Below are 16,159 nucleotides of genomic sequence, written 5' to 3' on the forward strand. Positions count from 1 at the left end.
ATTTTTCTCATTTATAGTGGTAGTTGGTAACTTTGTTTAATAATTTGACTCGGTAAATCGGTCTTCACGCTAGTAATACCATTTTTTTTGGTCAAATGGCTAGACTGGAAGTTACGATAACTTTCTAAATCTGCCACCACCACCTTAAGCATTGCATCACACTCTCCTAAAATAATATAGCAGTCCATGACTTGAGGTAGTTCTTTCATCGCCTCTATAAAGGTATTGATGGTTTCAGCATCTTGCCCAATCAGCCAAATTCTGGAAAATAAAATAAGCTGTAAGCCAACTTTATGTGGGTTAACGACCGTGGTGTAACTCTCAATCACGCCCGCATCTTCAAGTATTTTTACTCGCCGTAAACATGAAGATGGAGAAAACCCAATTTCTTTGGCTAAATCGTTATTTTGAATACGCCCATTTTTTTGTAAGTGTCGAATAATATTTCTGTCTATTCTGTCGAGCTTTACTCGAATTTCTGATGCATTAAATTTCATTTATTCACATTAAATTCTAAAAATAAATGAAATTATAGAATATTTGATAGCCTATTTTATAGATAAATTTAGATAATACAAAAATAATTTCAACCTGAACAGAGAGTTCCCCAAGTGTCTGATTTAACACTATTTGCACTGACGATTATTCCACTTATTTTTACACCTGGCCCAGATATGCTATTTATCTTGTCGCAAGTGATGGGGGAAGATGCAAAAGCGGGCATTATGGCAACATCAGGTGTATGTATGGGTTATATGGTGCACTCGGTTTTAGTTGCTTTGGGCATCTCAGCCATTATTGTGGCTTATCCTGTTTTATTTGAAATGATTCGTTATATTGGTGTGGGCTATTTGTTGTTTTTAGCATTTACTTTATTTCGTACAGCATTAACCAAAGGCAGTGACTTAAGCTTTAATAAAAAAGTGGCAAAAAGCCCAGTAAAAAAAGGTTTTTTTACTGCACTTTTAAACCCTAAAGGGATGCTGATTTATTTTGCGATTTTACCGCAATTTATAGATAAGCAAGGCAATACCGTGGTGCAGGGTTTAATGTTATCCTTTATTTTTATTGGTTTGTGCCTTGTGGTGTATAGCTTATTAAGTGTGGTCTTTGCGCATGTGGTGCGTGGTCGAAGTATTCAAGCCAAGCAACAAAAATGGATAGATATTGGCTCAGGAAGTTTAATTATGTTGGCGGCAACATGGATGCTTTCAAATTCATGAGCCTTTTGTAGTGGGTTGGCAAAAAACCAAATGGTCAAAATATGCAAAGTTAGCATATGAGTAGGCTGAATATTTTTTATGTTAGATATCAGTAAATATTATATGTGGCTCATTGGTTTTTTGCTGTTAATGCTATGTTTTTATTGTAATTAATTTTATCTTTTGGTCGTATTTGTCTGAATACCTACAATAAAATTTCAGATGAATGCGATATTTTAATAAAAAAAACAGTACCGATACAGAATTGTTGCTTGACCAAATTGGCTACATCAATGCAAGATAAGCACCGAAAACAAGCTTGAAAAGCATTTTGCTTTTCCTTCTATATTATTTAAACATATAGCCGAGGACCACATGAAGGCTCTTGTTGCAGTCAAACGTGTAGTAGATGCTAATGTGAAGGTTCGCATTAAGCAAGACAATAGTGGTGTTGATTTGACCAATGTCAAAATGTCAATCAATCCATTTTGTGAAATTGCTGTTGAAGAAGCAGTACGTCTAAAAGAAAAAGGCATTGTCTCTGAGATTGTAGTTGTTTCTGTAGGTGCAAAAGAATCTCAAGAGCAACTTCGTTCATCTATGGCATTAGGTGGCGACCGTGCGATTTTAGTTGAAACAAATGATGAAATTGGTGCGCTTGAAGTTGCGAAAGTACTTAAAGGTATTGTAGCTGAAGAGCAGCCTCAACTCATTTTACTGGGTAAACAAGCCATTGATGATGACTCAAACCAAGTGGGTCAAATGCTCAGTGCTTTACTTGGTTCAGGTCAAGCAACGTTTGCTTCAGAAATTCAAGTTGAAGCAGAACAAGTACAGGTTGTACGTGAGGTTGATGGTGGCTTACAAACAGTTGCATTAACATTGCCTGCTGTAGTGACCGCAGATTTACGTTTAAATGAACCTCGTTATGTCAAATTACCTGACATTATGAAAGCACGTAAAAAACCTTTAGTCGTTAAAACTTTGGCAGATTATGGCGTGACCGCAGGTACAAAATTAAAAACAGTGCGTGTGGAAAATCCTGCTGAGCGTAAAGCAGGTGTACGTGTGAATTCTGTTGATGAGCTTGTAGAAAAGCTTAAAAATGAAGCTAAAGTGATCTGATACGAAAAGGATAAGTCATGAGTATTTTGGTTATTGCTGAACATGATAATACAGCATTAAATGGTGCGACTTTACATGTTGTGACAGCAGCTCAGAAAATGGGTGCAGAGATTACTTTGTTGGTTGTCGGTGAGAATGTTACAGCTGTTGCTGAGCAAGCAAAAACTGTTGCAGGTGTTGCTAAAGTTTTAGTTGCAGATCATGCTGTATATGCACACCAATTGGCAGAGAATGTATCTGCATTGGTTGTTGAGCTTGCAAAAGGCTATCGCCATGTATTGGCAGCATCAACGACTTTCGGTAAAAATATTTTACCACGTGTTGCTGCATTGCTTGATGTAAGCATGGTTACAGATGTGATTGCTGTAGAGTCTGAAAATACCTTTAAACGTGCAATTTATGCAGGTAATGCGATTGCCACTGTACAATCAGACGAAACAGTTATTGTTGCAACTGTGCGTACAACTGCGTTTGATGCGGTTGCAAATACAGGCGGTTCTGCGACTGTAGAAGCAGTTAGCATTGTAGAAGATGCTCAAGTCTCTCGTTTTGTGGCAGAGCAAATCATTAAAACAGAGCGTCCAGAGCTTTCAGCTGCCCGTGTTGTGGTTTCTGGTGGGCGTGGTGTGGGTTCTGCTGAAAACTACCATGCGGTACTTGACCCATTGGCAGATAAGCTAGGGGCTGCGCAAGGTGCATCTCGTGCGGCAGTCGATGCGGGCTTTGTACCAAATGATATGCAAGTGGGGCAAACAGGTAAAATTGTTGCACCTGATTTATATATTGCTGCAGGGATCTCGGGTGCGATTCAGCATCTTGCTGGTATGAAAGACTCTAAAGTGATTGTGGCGATTAACAAAGATGAAGAAGCACCAATCAATGCTGTTGCTGATTATTGGTTAGTGGGCGACCTAAATGAGGTTGTACCAGAGCTGACTGCAAAAATTTAAATCATTTTTTATAAAAACGCCTCTAAATTGGGGCGTTTTTTTATGTTTGAAAGTCTATTCATGTGGTCGAATCCCACTTTGCTTTTCTAGATATAGATTCAATATTTTGTAGCAAACAATTATCATAATATTGCATATAAAAATAGCAGTCGTTTAACATCTAGAACATGCGTCATAAGCAAAATGTGATATAATAAAACGTTATTTTTATCTCATTTTAGTTTGATTTTTTTCAACTAATTTATTCTATATATTGTGTCTAAGATTAGTAAAATTGGCTAATCAAAAGAATAAGGAGTATGCATGAGCGTATCGGAAATAAGACCGATTGCCATTGAGGACGAACTCAAGCATTCATATTTAGACTATGCGATGAGTGTCATCGTTTCTCGTGCATTGCCTGATGTGAGAGATGGCCTGAAACCCGTTCACCGCCGTGTATTGTTCGCAATGCACGAACTAGGCAATGACTATAATAAAGCCTATAAAAAATCTGCTCGTGTTGTGGGCGATGTGATTGGTAAATACCACCCACATGGTGACTCTGCGGTCTATGAAACCATTGTACGTATGGCGCAAGATTTTAGCTTACGTTACCAATTGGTTGATGGTCAGGGGAACTTTGGTTCGATTGATGGCGATAGTGCAGCAGCAATGCGTTATACCGAAGTGCGTATGACACGTTTAGCCCATGAATTGTTGGCAGATCTAGAAAAAGATACCGTAGATTGGGAAGACAACTACGACGGTTCTGAGCGTATTCCACAAGTTTTACCTACACGTATTCCCAATTTGTTGATTAATGGTACAGCGGGTATTGCTGTAGGTATGGCAACAAATATGGCACCGCATAACATGACCGAAGTGGTACATGCATGCTTAGCCTATGCAGATAACCCTAATATTTCTATTGAAGGTTTGATGGAACATATTAGTGGGCCTGATTTTCCAACAGGCGGTATTATTTATGGTAAGTCTGGTATTGTAGATGCTTACCGCACAGGTAAGGGGCGCTTGCATATTCGTGGTAAATACCATTTTGAAGAAGATGCAAAAACCAATCGTACCACCATCGTGTTTACCGAAATTCCGTACCAAGTGAATAAAGCCCGTGTGATCGAACGTATTGCAGAGCTGGTCAAAGAGAAAAAACTTGAAGGTATTTCTGAATTACGTGATGAATCTGATAAAGAGGGTATGCGTATTGCGATTGACTTAAAGCGTGGTGAAAATGCTGAAGTCATCGTGAATAACCTGTTTTTAAATACACAGCTTGAAAACTCATTTAGCATTAATATGGTTTGCCTAGACAATGGCCAGCCTAAACTAATGAACTTAAAAGATATTATTGCGGCATTTATTCGTCATCGCCAAGAAGTTGTGACGCGTCGTACCATGTTTGAGTTGCGTAAAGCACGTGAGCGTGGGCATATTTTAGAAGGTTTAACCGTTGCTTTAGCCAATATTGATGCAGTGATTGAAACCATTAAGACTTCACCGAACCCAAGCGAAGCACGTAAGCGTTTGCTTGACAGTGAATGGTCTGGCGGTGGTGTGATTGCATTGCTTGAAAAAGCGGGTTCTGTATCTGTACGTCCTGAAGTGATTGAAGGCGAAGATTTGGCACGCCCATTTGGTTTGTCAGATCAGGTGTATCGCTTGTCACCTGTGCAAGTAAATGCAATTTTAGAGTTAAGACTGCACCGTTTAACAGGTCTAGAGCAAGATAAACTACATGCTGAATATAGTGACATTTTAAGTCAAATTGCTGAACTTACTGCAATACTCAATGACTTTAATTTGCTCATGGCTGTTATTCGAGATGAACTTGCACAAGTATTAAACCAATATGGTGATGGTCGTCGTACCGATATTGTTGAATCACGTATTGACTTTAGCCGTGAAGACTTGATTCCTGAAGAGCAAATTGTACTGACTGTTTCACAAACAGGTTATGCAAAAACCCAACCATTGTCTGATTACCAAGCACAACGCCGTGGTGGTCGTGGTAAGTCTGCAACCTCTATGAAGAGTGATGATATTATTCAACACCTGATTGTGGCATCAAACCATGCAACGGTATTGTGTTTTACCAATGTGGGTAAAGTGTATCGTTTAAAAGCCTATGAAGTACCACAAGCGTCACGTGGTGCAAAAGGCCGACCAATGATTAACTTGTTGCCATTAGAGCAAGATGAAACAATTACCGCAATTCTTCCTGTGAAAGATTTCCCAGAAGACCATTATGTCTTTATGGCAACAGCTTCAGGTACAGTAAAACGTGTTGAGTTATCTCAATTTAGTAATGTTCGTTCAAACGGCTTACGTGCTATTGAGTTAAATGAAGAAGATACGTTGATTGGTGTGTCGATTACCGATGGCCAAAAACAAATTATGCTGTTCTCTAATGAAGGTAAAGCCATTCGTTTTGCTGAAACAGATGTGCGTGCAATGGGTCGTACAGCACGTGGTGTAAGAGGTATGCGAGTTAGTTTTGCATCGTCTGGTGCGACAGACTTAGAAGAAGCTGAACTTGAGCAAGAAGAACAGACTGAAGACAATGATGTGGCTCTAAATATTGTGAGTCGTATTGTTTCTTTAGTGGTTGTACCTGAGCATGGCGAAGTGTTATGTGCATGTGAAAATGGTTATGGTAAACGTACATCGGTGGACGACTTCCCAACCAAAAAACGTGGTGGTAAAGGTATTATTGCCATTAAAACAAGTGAGCGTAATGGTGAGCTTGTGGGTGCGGTCGCGATTGATGAAAGCAAAGAAATGTTACTTATTTCAAATGCTGGCACAATGGTTCGTACTCGTGCATCCGAAGTTGCAACAACAGGACGTAATGCTCAAGGTGTGCGTCTGATTCGCTTAACAGATGAAACTTTAGTGAAAGTTGTTTCGGTAGAAGCTGTTGTTGAAGATGATGCTGATTTAGAGCTAGAGGATGAAGCTGTTCAAAATGAACAAGTCACACCTAATGAAAACTAAATACTGAATAATAAAAAAGGAAGCTTAGGCTTCCTTTTTTATTTGGTTTATGTGGTGGTTTGAGTGATTTTTTTTAGAATCTCACTCAGTACTTCAAACTCTTTGAGTAAAGGGGTACTTTTACGTGTCACTAAAGAGATGGTGCGTGTTGGTGCATTTTTAATACGTTTGGTTTCAAGCTCACGGTTATATTGTAAAACCTGTTTATGTAAAGAAATTTCAGGTAATAACGTATAACCGAGGTTAGAAGACACCATTTCAACTAAGGTAGGTAAAGAGCTTGCTTTAATTCGATTGTCACTCTTGCGATCACCAATAGGGCAGGCACTGAGCACGTGATCACGTAAACAATGGCCTTCCTCTAACAGCATAAGGCGAGCAGTGTCTAAATCATCTAAGCTACTTGCTTCAGCACATTGTTGATCTGCTTTATTGTATGTTAGGACTAACTCTTCTTCAAAAATTTCAGCCACTTTTAGACCACGAATATCAAATGGCAGCGCCAAAATAATCATGTCTAAGCTACCATGTTCTAATTTTTCAACCACTTTTTCAGTTTGTGCTTCATGTAAGTGAAGTTGAATTTTTGGTAGTTGCTTGTGAACTTCTTCTAAGAGCTGCGTTAAGATAAAAGGTGCAATGGTTGGAATAATCCCCAGATGAAGATCACCTGTGAGTGGTTCGCTCATTTCACGGCTTAAACGCATTAAATCTTGTGCATCGGCTAATAGTACACGTGCTCGAGCAACTACCTGCTCACCAAGTGGTGTTAAGCGGACATTTTGTCTGTCGCGCTCAACGAGAACACCGCTGAGTAATCTTTCAAGTTCCATAATCCCACCAGATAAAGTGGATTGGGTCACGAAAGATCTACGAGCTGCCTCGGTAAAGTGCAGTGTTTCGGACAGAGTCACTAAGTAAGAAAGCTGTCTGAGTGAGGGTAGTGCGGCCATAATATAATAGTACTTTTAAGATTTAAAATGTTGTGTAAACAAAGTGCCCAAGTGTGCAATATATTCATCTGGAATATCATGCCCCATACCTGAGATGAGTTTAAACTTTGCGCCTTTTATTGCAGTAGCAACGGCTTTTCCATGCTTTGCAGGAAGAAGTTTGTCACAGTCGCCATGAACTACAAGAGTTGGTTGAGTAATTTTTTTATCCCACTTTCGTAGGGACCCTGTGCATAGTATAGCGAATAATTGCTGTAGTGTGCCACTAGGCATGTAACAACGGTCATATGCAAGCTCTGAAACTGCTTGTACCTGTTTTTTATTTACGCAATGGGGTGAGCCAATAATAGCATTCACTTTTACATTGTGTGCAACGACATCTACTTTTTTTGCGGATTTAGCACGACTAAAAAAGACTTTAAGTTGTTTGGGGTGTGGTGCTGGTAAAAAGGCTTGGTTATTACTGGTAAATAATAAGCCAATTTTTTCGACATGTTGTGGGTGTTTTGCCGCTAAAATTTGTGCAATCATCCCTCCCATAGATGCACCAAGTACTGCATATTTTTTAATACCGAGGTGAGCTAATAGGGCTGCTGTATCTTCAGCCATATCTACTAGTGTGTAGCTTAGCGCTGTATTTTTTAGGCCAAGTTTAAATCTTAGCATGGCAGGAAATAGCTTTTTAGAAGCGACCGCAGAGGTGGTTTTTGATGATAAGCCAATATCTCGATTATCAAAGCGTATTACGTAAAAACCTTGTTCTACCAAATATTCACAGAATTTAAGTGGCCAATGAATCATTTGGCAACCTAAGCCCATAATGAGTACAACACATGGGTGTGTAGGGTTTCCTGCAACTTCTACATGTATATTTAAGCCGTTATTGAGCCGTACAGATGTTTCTTGAAAAATTGGAGCGTAAGGCGAGGGGCGTAAATGATATGTTGTATTGGTCATTGTTTTATTTAGTCACGCAACTTATATCGTCTATGGTACATCTAAACATCAAATCGGCTTTAAGTACAAGCGTTGAGGGTATGATAAATGTTCAATGTATAAAATAAATCAAAAACTACGCAGTGCTGTATCAGATTTCAACCATTTCAAAAGATGACTTTGTCATACCGCAGTCAGGGCAGGTCCAGTCTTCTGGAACATCTTGCCATCTTGTGCCTGCGGCAATTCCATCTTCTGGCCAGCCTTCTGCTTCATTGTAAATAAAATCGCATACAATGCATTGATATGTTTTCATAAAAGCCTCGAATAACAAATGAGATTCTTATAGGTTTCAAAGTGATGGTTATAAAGTCGTAAAGGGTTAATTTTCTCATGTTTTAATTGAGATAAAACAATCGACTTAAATGACATTATAACACTGCTTGAACCGAATTATATATCTAGATAGGATCGTTGCAATAATGAAATGATCTGTTGAGAAAATAACATATATTTATCTGGCTAGTTTTACTTATACTGTTATGGTAAAACTATTTTGCTAGTTAGCTTTTATCATAAAACGATATCTATTACGGAGCGATGTACCATGTCATTTATTCAAGAAATCGAAACACGTCGTAGTATTTATGCCCTTGGCAATACCACCGAGTTATCTAATGCCGAACTAGAAGTGTTAATTAAAAAAGCAATCCGTCTAAGCCCATCTGCATTTAACTCACAATCATCTCGTGCAGTGGTGTTATTTGATGCATCACATGTGAAGTTTTGGGAAATTGTTAAAGAAACTTTACGTAAAATGGTTCCTGAAGATAAGTTTGCATCGACTGAACAGCGTATGGATAGCTTTGCTGCAGGCAAAGGGACAGTTTTATTTTATGAAGACCAAGATGTAGTGAAAGGTTTACAAGAACAGTTTGCATTGTATGCGGAAAACTTTCCAATATGGTCTGAGCACTCGACTGCAATTGCACAATTTGCTGTTTGGACTGCTTTGTCAGAACAAAAAGTAGGTGCATCGTTACAACATTATAATCCCGTAGCAGATGAAGAAGTTGCACAAGTGTTTGATGTGCCTGCATCATGGAAGTTACGCGCACAGTTGGTCTTTGGTTCAATTGAAGGCGAAGCAAAAGAGAAAGACTTTGTTGCAGATGAAGGTCGCTTTAAAGTATTTGCTTAATTTATATTGTAATGATTTAAATAAAGGGGTGTTTAAAACACCCCTTTGTTGTGTTTTATTGCATAAAGCGAGATAGGTCTTCATCTGGTCGAGGGGTTAAAATTTCCACCCCAGTGTCTGTTACGAGCAGTGTATGTTCGTATTGTGCCGATAATTTATGATCTTTTGTCACAACCGTCCACTTGTCGCCTAGTGTTTTGGTTTGCCAAACACCTGCATTGACCATAGGTTCAATGGTGAAAGTCATCCCAGCTTCTAAACGCATGCCAGTGTTTTTTTGTCCATAATGTAGAATTTGTGGTTCATCATGGAACGTTGCGCCAATGCCATGGCCACAATACTCACGTACGACACTAAAACGCTCAGATTCAACATACTTTTGAATTACAGCACCGATATCACCGACGTAAGCCCCCGGTTTTACAACTTCAATACCACGATACAAAGACTCTTGTGCAACTTTACATAGGCGATTGGCTAAAATAGATGTTTCTCCACCAACGACATACATCATATTGGTATCGCCGTGGTAACCGTCTTTAATCACAGTCACATCAATATTTAAAATGTCGCCATGTTTTAAAATTTTGTTTTCTGATGGAATACCGTGACAAACGACATGGTTTACAGAAGTACATGTTGAGTGTTGGAATGCGGCACGGCCAGGTGCTGCACCATAACCTAAGCAGGCAGGAACAGCTTGTTGAACATTAACAATATAGTCGTGGCAAATGGTATCAATTTCTAAAGTACTTACGCCAGGTTGAATGTGTGGCTTAATCATTTCTAGAACTTCTGCTGCGAGGCGTCCAGCAACACGCATTTTTTCAATTTCTTCGGGCGTTTTGATAAGGTGGCTTGGTGCTTGATAAGTACTATTCATGATCTTTAAAAACTTTTGCTAATTTGTATCTGACTATGGTATAAATACGCACCCGTTTTATCAAATGCTTTCGTGAATAAATTTTGTTTTGCGAAACTGCTGTTTAAAACGTGTTCTAAATAAATCCGCACATATATCGACACATTACTCTGGGTGCCTTTTACAAGGTGGAGAATGAGGATATATGGAGGCCTAACCCAAACTTTTAAGGTATTAAAATGGCAGATTACAACGTAAGCATGCGCGACCTTCTTCAAGCAGGCGCTCACTTCGGTCACCAAACACGTTTTTGGAATCCAAAAATGCGTGACTACATCTTTGGTGCGCGTAACAAAATTCACATCATTAACTTGGAGCACACTGTTCCTGCGTTAAACGATGCATTAAATTTTGTAAACCAGCTTGCAAGCAAAAAGAACAAAGTATTGTTCGTAGGTACTAAGCGTGCAGCGTCTAATATCATTCGTGAACAAGCACAACGTGCGGGCCAACCGTATGTAGATCACCGTTGGTTAGGTGGTATGTTGACGAACTGGAAAACACTTCGCCAATCAATCAATCGTTTGAAAGATCTTCAAACTCAATCTCAAGACGGTACTTTTGCTAAGCTGACTAAGCGTGAAGCATTAGAGCGTACACGTGAGATGGAAAAACTTGAGCGTTCTTTAGGTGGTGTAAAGAACATGGGCGGTTTGCCTGATGCTTTATTCATCATTGACGTTGATCACGAAGCGATTGCAATTAAAGAAGCTAAAAACCTTGGTATTCCTGTAATTGGTATCGTAGATACAAACTCTAATCCAGACAATGTTGATTACATCATTCCTGGTAACGACGATGCGATCCGTGCTGTAACACTTTATGCTTCTGCAATGGCGAATGCGATTATTGCTGGTAAAGAATACGCACAAACTCAAGCAAATGCTCAAGCAAAAAGTGACGAAGCTGCAAAAGAAGCAACTTCTGAGGCTTAATGCATAAATGACGTAAGCGTGTCATTTTTGTAACATCTAAGGATGGCAAACTGAGCGTCAAGAAAAGCAAACGGCCCATATCTTTTTTGGGCCGTTTTTCTTCACAGATTTATTTTCTACCTTAAATTAGGAGAATAACATGACTGCAATTACTGCAAGCATGGTAAAAGAGCTACGTGACCGTACTGGCCTAGCGATGATGGAATGTAAAAAAGCTTTAACAGAAGCGAATGGTGATGTCGAAGTTGCAATTGACAACCTACGTAAATCTGGTCAAGCAAAAGCTGCTAAAAAAGCAGGTAACATTGCTGCAGACGGCGCAATTACGATTGCTCAAGACGGTAACAAAGCTGTATTGTTAGAAGTAAACTGTCAAACTGACTTTGTTGCAAAAGATGAAAACTTTGCGGGCTTCTCTAAGAAAGTTGCAGAAATCATTTTAGCAACAGGTACTGTTGATGTTGCTCAAGTGGCTACACTTCAGTTTGATGATTCGCAAACTGTTGAAGAAGCACGTATTGCACTTGTTCAAAAAATTGGTGAAAACATCCAAATCCGTCGTGCAAAAATTGTTGAAGGTGAAAACCTTGCTGTTTACAAACACGGTTTAAAAATTGGTGTTGTTGTATCTTACACAGGTGATGCAGACACTGGTAAAGGTTTGGCAATGCACATTGCTGCATTTAACCCAGTTGCGGTAAATGCAGAAGCTGTTCCTGCTGAGCTTGTTGCAAAAGAAAAAGAAATTGCTGAAGCAAAAGCAATTGAATCTGGTAAGCCTGCAAACATCGTTGAAAAAATGGTAACAGGTTCTGTAGAAAAATACTTAAATGAAGTTGTTCTTGAGCGTCAAATGTACGTTATTGACAATGACAAAAAAGTTGCAGAAATTCTAAAATCAACAGGTACAACTGTTGCTGAATTTGTTCGCTTTGAAGTAGGCGAAGGCATTGAGAAAAAAGCAGAAATGAGCTTCGCTGAAGAAGTTGCTGCTGCTCAAGCTGGCGCTAAATAAGTCTATTTAGATGTATTGCTAAAAAAGCCCTAACATCATGTTAGGGCTTTTTTATGATTTTATAAAAGATATCTAGATATGCTAAAACATAAAAAGCCACTAAACATAGTGGCTTTTCATTAATGATATTTTCTATTTAAGAGTTTGGGCTCTCAACACGCTCGATACTGACTTTAGCTGTACCCGAGTTGGTAATGCCTAATCTTTTTGCCGCGCCATAAGATAAATCTAAGACACGGTTACCATGGAATGGGCCACGGTCGTTGACTTTAACAACAACGCTTTTGCCATTGTCTTTATTGGTTACGCGGATATAACAGTTCAAAGGTAAGCTACGATGTGCAGCAGTGAGAGCATTCATGTCGAATGTATCACCACTGGCTGTTTTTCTACCATGAAACTGACGACCATACCAAGATGCAACACCTGTTTGAGTAAAACGTCTTACTGTGTTTGATGCTACGCTATTTAAGCGGTCAATAACAGAAGGTTCATCCTGAGGGACTTCCACTTTGGAATTTAGTGTTTGGCGACGTACAGCGTCATTAGAGCGTTGTGAAATAGAGAGACTTTCAAGTGACGGTAGGTTTTGATTATTGTAGTTATCACGGTTGAGTACTTTTGCTGCTAAGCTAGGTACATCGTTGTTGTCTGAAGAGGTTGGAGCTTGTACTAAATCTGCATGTGTAATTTGGGTTAGTGATAAACCTAAACTTACGGCCACAAAAAGCTTTAACGGGGAATGCATGTATTGAGTCTCCTAGACCTCTATTTTATTCATGTGACGTCTAAGACAACGAGCTAGAATAAAAACGCACCTGAAGTACAGGGCAAGGGTGAATATCATTAATGTGGGGTAATGATATTAGCCACGACCTTGTTATGTCTAGGAAATGGCTTGATCGGGTTACAAAAACGCTAATCTTTGTGATTTTTTAGGTTGTTTTATGATCGATATTGTAACAAATGGTAAAACCTATTGTGTTCTTGAATCAACAGCAGTACCTAGCTGCCATACGGCTGTTGCATACATACGACTGCGGTTATAGGTAGTAATCGCTTTAAAGTTAGGAAATGTAATGTAGTAAATTGGCCCTGTTTCACCTTGTAGTTGAATGAGAGATACTAATTCTAATGGGTCTATGCTTTGATTAAGCACGCTAACCCCTTGCTGTTGTAATGCACCATATGGTACAGGTAGATTTAAATCTGTGCTCACTACTGCATCAGGTGTGTTGCCCGTGTATTGTGCTGCAACGGCGATTGGTTGGTTGGGGTGCCAGCCGTGTTGCGCCAAATAGTTTGCAATAGAAGCTATAGCGTCTGGTGCTGAGTTTCGTAGGTCTATGTGGCCACTACCATCATAGTCAACACCATATTTTGAAATATTACTTGGCATAAATTGAGGAAAACCAATTGCCCCTGCGTATGACCCGACAATACTGTCCGTTGGGTAGCCTTCTTTATAGCTCCATGCAATCAGTGCTGCTAATTCATCTTTAAAGTATTCACTACGGCGAGGATAGCCAAAAGCCAAGGTTGCCAGGGCATCTCGAGTAATAATATTTCCTTTGTTTTGTCCAAACCCTGTTTCAACACCAAGTATGCCTAGAATAATGGCTTTGGGTACACCAAACTGCTGTTCTGCACGATTTAAAGCATCTGCATATTGGTTTTTAAAACGAACACCACGCCCGATAGTACTATCTACTAAAAACATACTTTGGTATTGATACCATGGCTTACTTTCACCAGGTTTTTCCATGATTTTTAGAATATTCGGACGATTTTGAGCAGTGAACATGGCCTGATCAATTTGCTCATTACTCAGTCCATACTTTTGCATGGTTTGGTATTTAAAATCGTTGTAACTCGGATCATTTAAAAAATCATTGGCAGAGCTTACGCTACTCATGAATAACGCTGTTGTAAGCAATGCGAGGCGTTGACCCCATTCTTTTAAAAAAATAAACATCATGATCTGTGATCCAATTAACGATGTGTGTGTATAGACATAACTATACCAAAGGTTGTCATGAGTGTAATAATGGCGGTACCCCCATAGCTCATAAAGGGAAGTGGTACACCTACAACGGGTAAAATACCGCTGACCATTCCTGCATTAACGAACACATATACAAAAAATGCTAAACCATAGGCACTCGCCACCAAGCGACCATAATTATGAAAAGACTGTATACCTATTTGGAAAGTACGGCAAATAATTGCAAAATACAGGGTGATGAGAATACATACACCAATTAGTCCAAACTCTTCAGAGTAGGCGGCAATCACAAAATCTGTATGACCTTCAGGTAAGAAGTGAAGGTGTGATTGTGTACCATTTAAAAAGCCTTTTCCTGAAAATCCACCTGAACCAATGGCGGTTTTTGATTGAATAATATTCCAGCCTGTGCCCAATGCATCAGCTTCAGGGTTTAGTAGGGTCATTACACGTTGTCGTTGGTAATCGTGTAGTAAAAACTCCCATGCAATTGGAATGATAATGCCTGCTGCTCCACATGCAGCAGCAATTAATTTCCAAGATAAGCCACTTAGAAACAGTACAAAAATACCACTGCCAAGGACTAGTAGTGAGGTGCCTAAGTCGGGTTGTTCTGCAATTAGAATAAAAGGTACAAAAATGAGTACTAAGGTCACGCATACATTTTTAAAGCTAGGTGGTAGAGGATAGCGTGTTAAGAACCAAGCGGCCATCATGGGCATGCCAATTTTCATAAACTCACTGGGTTGAACACTACCAACTCCAGGGATATCTAACCAACGCTGTGCACCCATCCGAATCTCACCAAAGACTTTTACTGCGGCCAAACAAAGTACTGCACAGACATAGAGGTACGGAGAAAAGGCTTGGAAGACTTTAGGAGGAATTTGTGCAATGATGATCATGACCACAAAGCCAATGCCAAAACTCATGGCTTGTTTGGTGACAAGTCCAACATCTTGAGCGGATGCACTATAGAGTACAAATAAGCCAAGGCATGCATTCATGAGTAAAAAGGAAAATAGCCATGGGTCGATATGAATCCGTTGCCAAGCTGAGGGCTTCATGGCTGTACTTAACCCATCACGAGGCGATTGGCGTAAAAATTTATATTGCGTGTTTGGAGATGATGGCGGCATAACGAGTACAATCTACAATAATTTGCAAGACAAATGCTATCACAATAAACCGCAGAGATGTGTGAGTAAACGTATTGTTATGCAGGGTGTCTTAGTATTTATTTAGTGCGTAAAAAAGAGCATATCATGTTGGGTGGCAAGTACTTTTAACTCATCTTTATTTAGCTTTGGAATGATTTTATCGATGGCAACATGTACTGCTTTAGTGGTAGTAATACAGCCAATATCTGCTGTTTTTCGTTTAATCATGCCTAAATCTAATGTTTTGTAAAATTGATGCATAAAATGGCGAATGACTTCATCTGCAAATAGTTTGTAGTCAGCCGTTAAGACTTGCATATTTACTTTTTTTCCCAGTTTTAACGCTGCGAAATGTTGTTTTAAATTGATGACAATGTCTTTGGGTAATTCATGACCAATTCTATAGTCATGATTTGAGGTTTTAAAAAGACTTTGCTTTGAAAAGGCAATAGACTGTTGCAAGCTCGTGGTATTGGCTTTTCCGAGCAATTGTTTCAGTAGTACAGCAACACTTGATTGAATAAACTGTGCAAGTTTGGCCGCAGTTTGTTTTTTCTCGCTGTCGGGGAAGTTTACAATCACCTGTGAAACCAGTGTGTCAATAATTTCTTGATTAATGGTTAACGCAACTTCATTTCTAAGTGTATGTAAGTCAACATTATTTTTTTTAGAGATAAATTGTTGTGTTTGTTGTAAAAGTTGCTCTGATGGAATAAACCCAAAGTATGCCATGTGAATATCTCATTGATATTGGTTGCTTT

The 16,159-nt window shown here is 39.3% G+C and carries 16 protein-coding genes; 7 read left to right on the forward strand and 9 right to left on the reverse strand.

From position 1 onward, the window contains the following. Positions 1–11: 11 nt before the first annotated feature. Entirely contained in the window at positions 12–497 is a 486-nt protein-coding gene (locus I2F31_RS04070) for an Lrp/AsnC family transcriptional regulator (RefSeq protein WP_195768256.1), read from the reverse strand. 114 nt (positions 498–611) lie between these two features. On the opposite strand from I2F31_RS04070, the gene I2F31_RS04075 reads away from it, so the two are divergent. From I2F31_RS04075 to gyrA, 4 genes are all read left to right on the forward strand, one after another. Continuing rightward, the gene (locus I2F31_RS04075) at positions 612–1,223 is read left to right on the forward strand and encodes a LysE family translocator (RefSeq protein ID WP_195773493.1); all 612 of its coding nucleotides are present in this window, start codon (positions 612–614) and stop codon (positions 1,221–1,223) included. A gap of 354 nt (positions 1,224–1,577) precedes the next feature. Then, positions 1,578–2,327 (forward strand): electron transfer flavoprotein subunit beta/FixA family protein, encoded by a 750-nt coding sequence (locus I2F31_RS04080; RefSeq protein WP_195768258.1) that lies wholly within the window; start codon positions 1,578–1,580, stop codon positions 2,325–2,327. Positions 2,328–2,344: 17 nt separating this feature from the next. Beyond that, the gene (locus tag I2F31_RS04085) at positions 2,345–3,277 is read left to right on the forward strand and encodes an electron transfer flavoprotein subunit alpha/FixB family protein (protein ID WP_195768259.1); all 933 of its coding nucleotides are present in this window, start codon (positions 2,345–2,347) and stop codon (positions 3,275–3,277) included. Between the two features lie 303 nt (positions 3,278–3,580). Next, positions 3,581–6,271: a DNA gyrase subunit A gene (gene gyrA / locus I2F31_RS04090; RefSeq protein WP_195773494.1), complete on the forward strand. Its 2,691-nt coding sequence runs from the start codon at positions 3,581–3,583 to the stop codon at positions 6,269–6,271. 47 nt (positions 6,272–6,318) lie between these two features. Here the strand turns inward: gyrA and oxyR are convergent, their stop codons facing one another. The 3 genes from oxyR to I2F31_RS04105 form a co-directional block, all read right to left on the reverse strand. Continuing rightward, positions 6,319–7,224, reverse strand: coding sequence for a LysR family transcriptional regulator OxyR (oxyR, locus tag I2F31_RS04095; protein WP_195768261.1), 906 nt, complete (start codon positions 7,222–7,224; stop codon positions 6,319–6,321). Positions 7,225–7,239: 15 nt separating this feature from the next. After that, positions 7,240–8,181 carry an alpha/beta fold hydrolase gene (locus I2F31_RS04100; protein ID WP_195768262.1) on the reverse strand — a complete coding sequence of 314 codons (942 nt, stop codon included), beginning with the start codon at positions 8,179–8,181 and terminating at the stop codon, positions 7,240–7,242. 130 nt (positions 8,182–8,311) lie between these two features. Beyond that, a complete protein-coding gene (locus tag I2F31_RS04105; protein ID WP_195768263.1) occupies positions 8,312–8,476 on the reverse strand; it encodes a rubredoxin in 165 nt (54 codons plus the stop codon). Positions 8,477–8,767: 291 nt separating this feature from the next. Between I2F31_RS04105 and I2F31_RS04110 the strand changes: the two genes are divergently transcribed. After that, a complete protein-coding gene (locus tag I2F31_RS04110) occupies positions 8,768–9,361 on the forward strand; it encodes a nitroreductase family protein (protein ID WP_195768264.1) in 594 nt (197 codons plus the stop codon). Between the two features lie 55 nt (positions 9,362–9,416). On the opposite strand, the gene map is transcribed toward I2F31_RS04110, so the two are convergent. Continuing rightward, on the reverse strand, positions 9,417–10,244 hold the full coding sequence (gene map / locus I2F31_RS04115; protein WP_195768265.1) for a type I methionyl aminopeptidase: 828 nt from the start codon (positions 10,242–10,244) through the stop codon (positions 9,417–9,419). Between the two features lie 218 nt (positions 10,245–10,462). Between map and rpsB the strand changes: the two genes are divergently transcribed. Then, on the forward strand, positions 10,463–11,218 hold the full coding sequence (rpsB, locus tag I2F31_RS04120) for a 30S ribosomal protein S2 (protein ID WP_195768266.1): 756 nt from the start codon (positions 10,463–10,465) through the stop codon (positions 11,216–11,218). 139 nt (positions 11,219–11,357) lie between these two features. Next, the gene (tsf, locus tag I2F31_RS04125) at positions 11,358–12,233 is read left to right on the forward strand and encodes a translation elongation factor Ts (RefSeq protein ID WP_195768267.1); all 876 of its coding nucleotides are present in this window, start codon (positions 11,358–11,360) and stop codon (positions 12,231–12,233) included. 136 nt (positions 12,234–12,369) lie between these two features. On the opposite strand, the gene I2F31_RS04130 is transcribed toward tsf, so the two are convergent. The 4 genes from I2F31_RS04130 to I2F31_RS04145 all read right to left on the reverse strand — a co-directional run bounded on the left by I2F31_RS04130 (position 12,370) and on the right by I2F31_RS04145 (position 16,130). Then, a complete protein-coding gene (locus I2F31_RS04130) occupies positions 12,370–12,981 on the reverse strand; it encodes a septal ring lytic transglycosylase RlpA family protein (RefSeq protein ID WP_195768268.1) in 612 nt (203 codons plus the stop codon). 228 nt (positions 12,982–13,209) lie between these two features. Further along, the gene (gene mltB, locus I2F31_RS04135; protein ID WP_195768269.1) at positions 13,210–14,211 is read right to left on the reverse strand and encodes a lytic murein transglycosylase B; all 1,002 of its coding nucleotides are present in this window, start codon (positions 14,209–14,211) and stop codon (positions 13,210–13,212) included. A gap of 14 nt (positions 14,212–14,225) precedes the next feature. Then, the gene (gene rodA, locus I2F31_RS04140; RefSeq protein ID WP_195773495.1) at positions 14,226–15,377 is read right to left on the reverse strand and encodes a rod shape-determining protein RodA; all 1,152 of its coding nucleotides are present in this window, start codon (positions 15,375–15,377) and stop codon (positions 14,226–14,228) included. Between the two features lie 102 nt (positions 15,378–15,479). After that, positions 15,480–16,130 (reverse strand): hypothetical protein, encoded by a 651-nt coding sequence (locus tag I2F31_RS04145; RefSeq protein WP_195768271.1) that lies wholly within the window; start codon positions 16,128–16,130, stop codon positions 15,480–15,482. Between the last annotated feature and the right edge of the window lie 29 nt (positions 16,131–16,159).

It is taken from the genome of Acinetobacter rathckeae (assembly GCF_015627125.1).
In the GTDB taxonomy this organism is placed as follows: Bacteria; Pseudomonadota; Gammaproteobacteria; order Pseudomonadales; family Moraxellaceae; genus Acinetobacter; species Acinetobacter rathckeae.

What these genes read in the sequence shown, in the direction of transcription:
- I2F31_RS04070 (WP_195768256.1), bottom strand. Translation starts at nt 497, where the DNA reads ATGAAATTTAATGCATCAGAAATTCGAGTAAAGCTCGACAGAATAGAC.
- I2F31_RS04080 (WP_195768258.1), top strand. Translation starts at nt 1,578, where the DNA reads ATGAAGGCTCTTGTTGCAGTCAAACGTGTAGTAGATGCTAATGTGAAG.
- I2F31_RS04085 (WP_195768259.1), top strand. Translation starts at nt 2,345, where the DNA reads ATGAGTATTTTGGTTATTGCTGAACATGATAATACAGCATTAAATGGT.
- gyrA (WP_195773494.1), top strand. Translation starts at nt 3,581, where the DNA reads ATGAGCGTATCGGAAATAAGACCGATTGCCATTGAGGACGAACTCAAG.
- oxyR (WP_195768261.1), bottom strand. Translation starts at nt 7,224, where the DNA reads ATGGCCGCACTACCCTCACTCAGACAGCTTTCTTACTTAGTGACTCTG.
- I2F31_RS04100 (WP_195768262.1), bottom strand. Translation starts at nt 8,181, where the DNA reads ATGACCAATACAACATATCATTTACGCCCCTCGCCTTACGCTCCAATT.
- I2F31_RS04105 (WP_195768263.1), bottom strand. Translation starts at nt 8,476, where the DNA reads ATGAAAACATATCAATGCATTGTATGCGATTTTATTTACAATGAAGCA.
- I2F31_RS04110 (WP_195768264.1), top strand. Translation starts at nt 8,768, where the DNA reads ATGTCATTTATTCAAGAAATCGAAACACGTCGTAGTATTTATGCCCTT.
- map (WP_195768265.1), bottom strand. Translation starts at nt 10,244, where the DNA reads ATGAATAGTACTTATCAAGCACCAAGCCACCTTATCAAAACGCCCGAA.
- rpsB (WP_195768266.1), top strand. Translation starts at nt 10,463, where the DNA reads ATGGCAGATTACAACGTAAGCATGCGCGACCTTCTTCAAGCAGGCGCT.
- tsf (WP_195768267.1), top strand. Translation starts at nt 11,358, where the DNA reads ATGACTGCAATTACTGCAAGCATGGTAAAAGAGCTACGTGACCGTACT.
- I2F31_RS04130 (WP_195768268.1), bottom strand. Translation starts at nt 12,981, where the DNA reads ATGCATTCCCCGTTAAAGCTTTTTGTGGCCGTAAGTTTAGGTTTATCA.
- mltB (WP_195768269.1), bottom strand. Translation starts at nt 14,211, where the DNA reads ATGATGTTTATTTTTTTAAAAGAATGGGGTCAACGCCTCGCATTGCTT.
- rodA (WP_195773495.1), bottom strand. Translation starts at nt 15,377, where the DNA reads ATGCCGCCATCATCTCCAAACACGCAATATAAATTTTTACGCCAATCG.
- I2F31_RS04145 (WP_195768271.1), bottom strand. Translation starts at nt 16,130, where the DNA reads ATGGCATACTTTGGGTTTATTCCATCAGAGCAACTTTTACAACAAACA.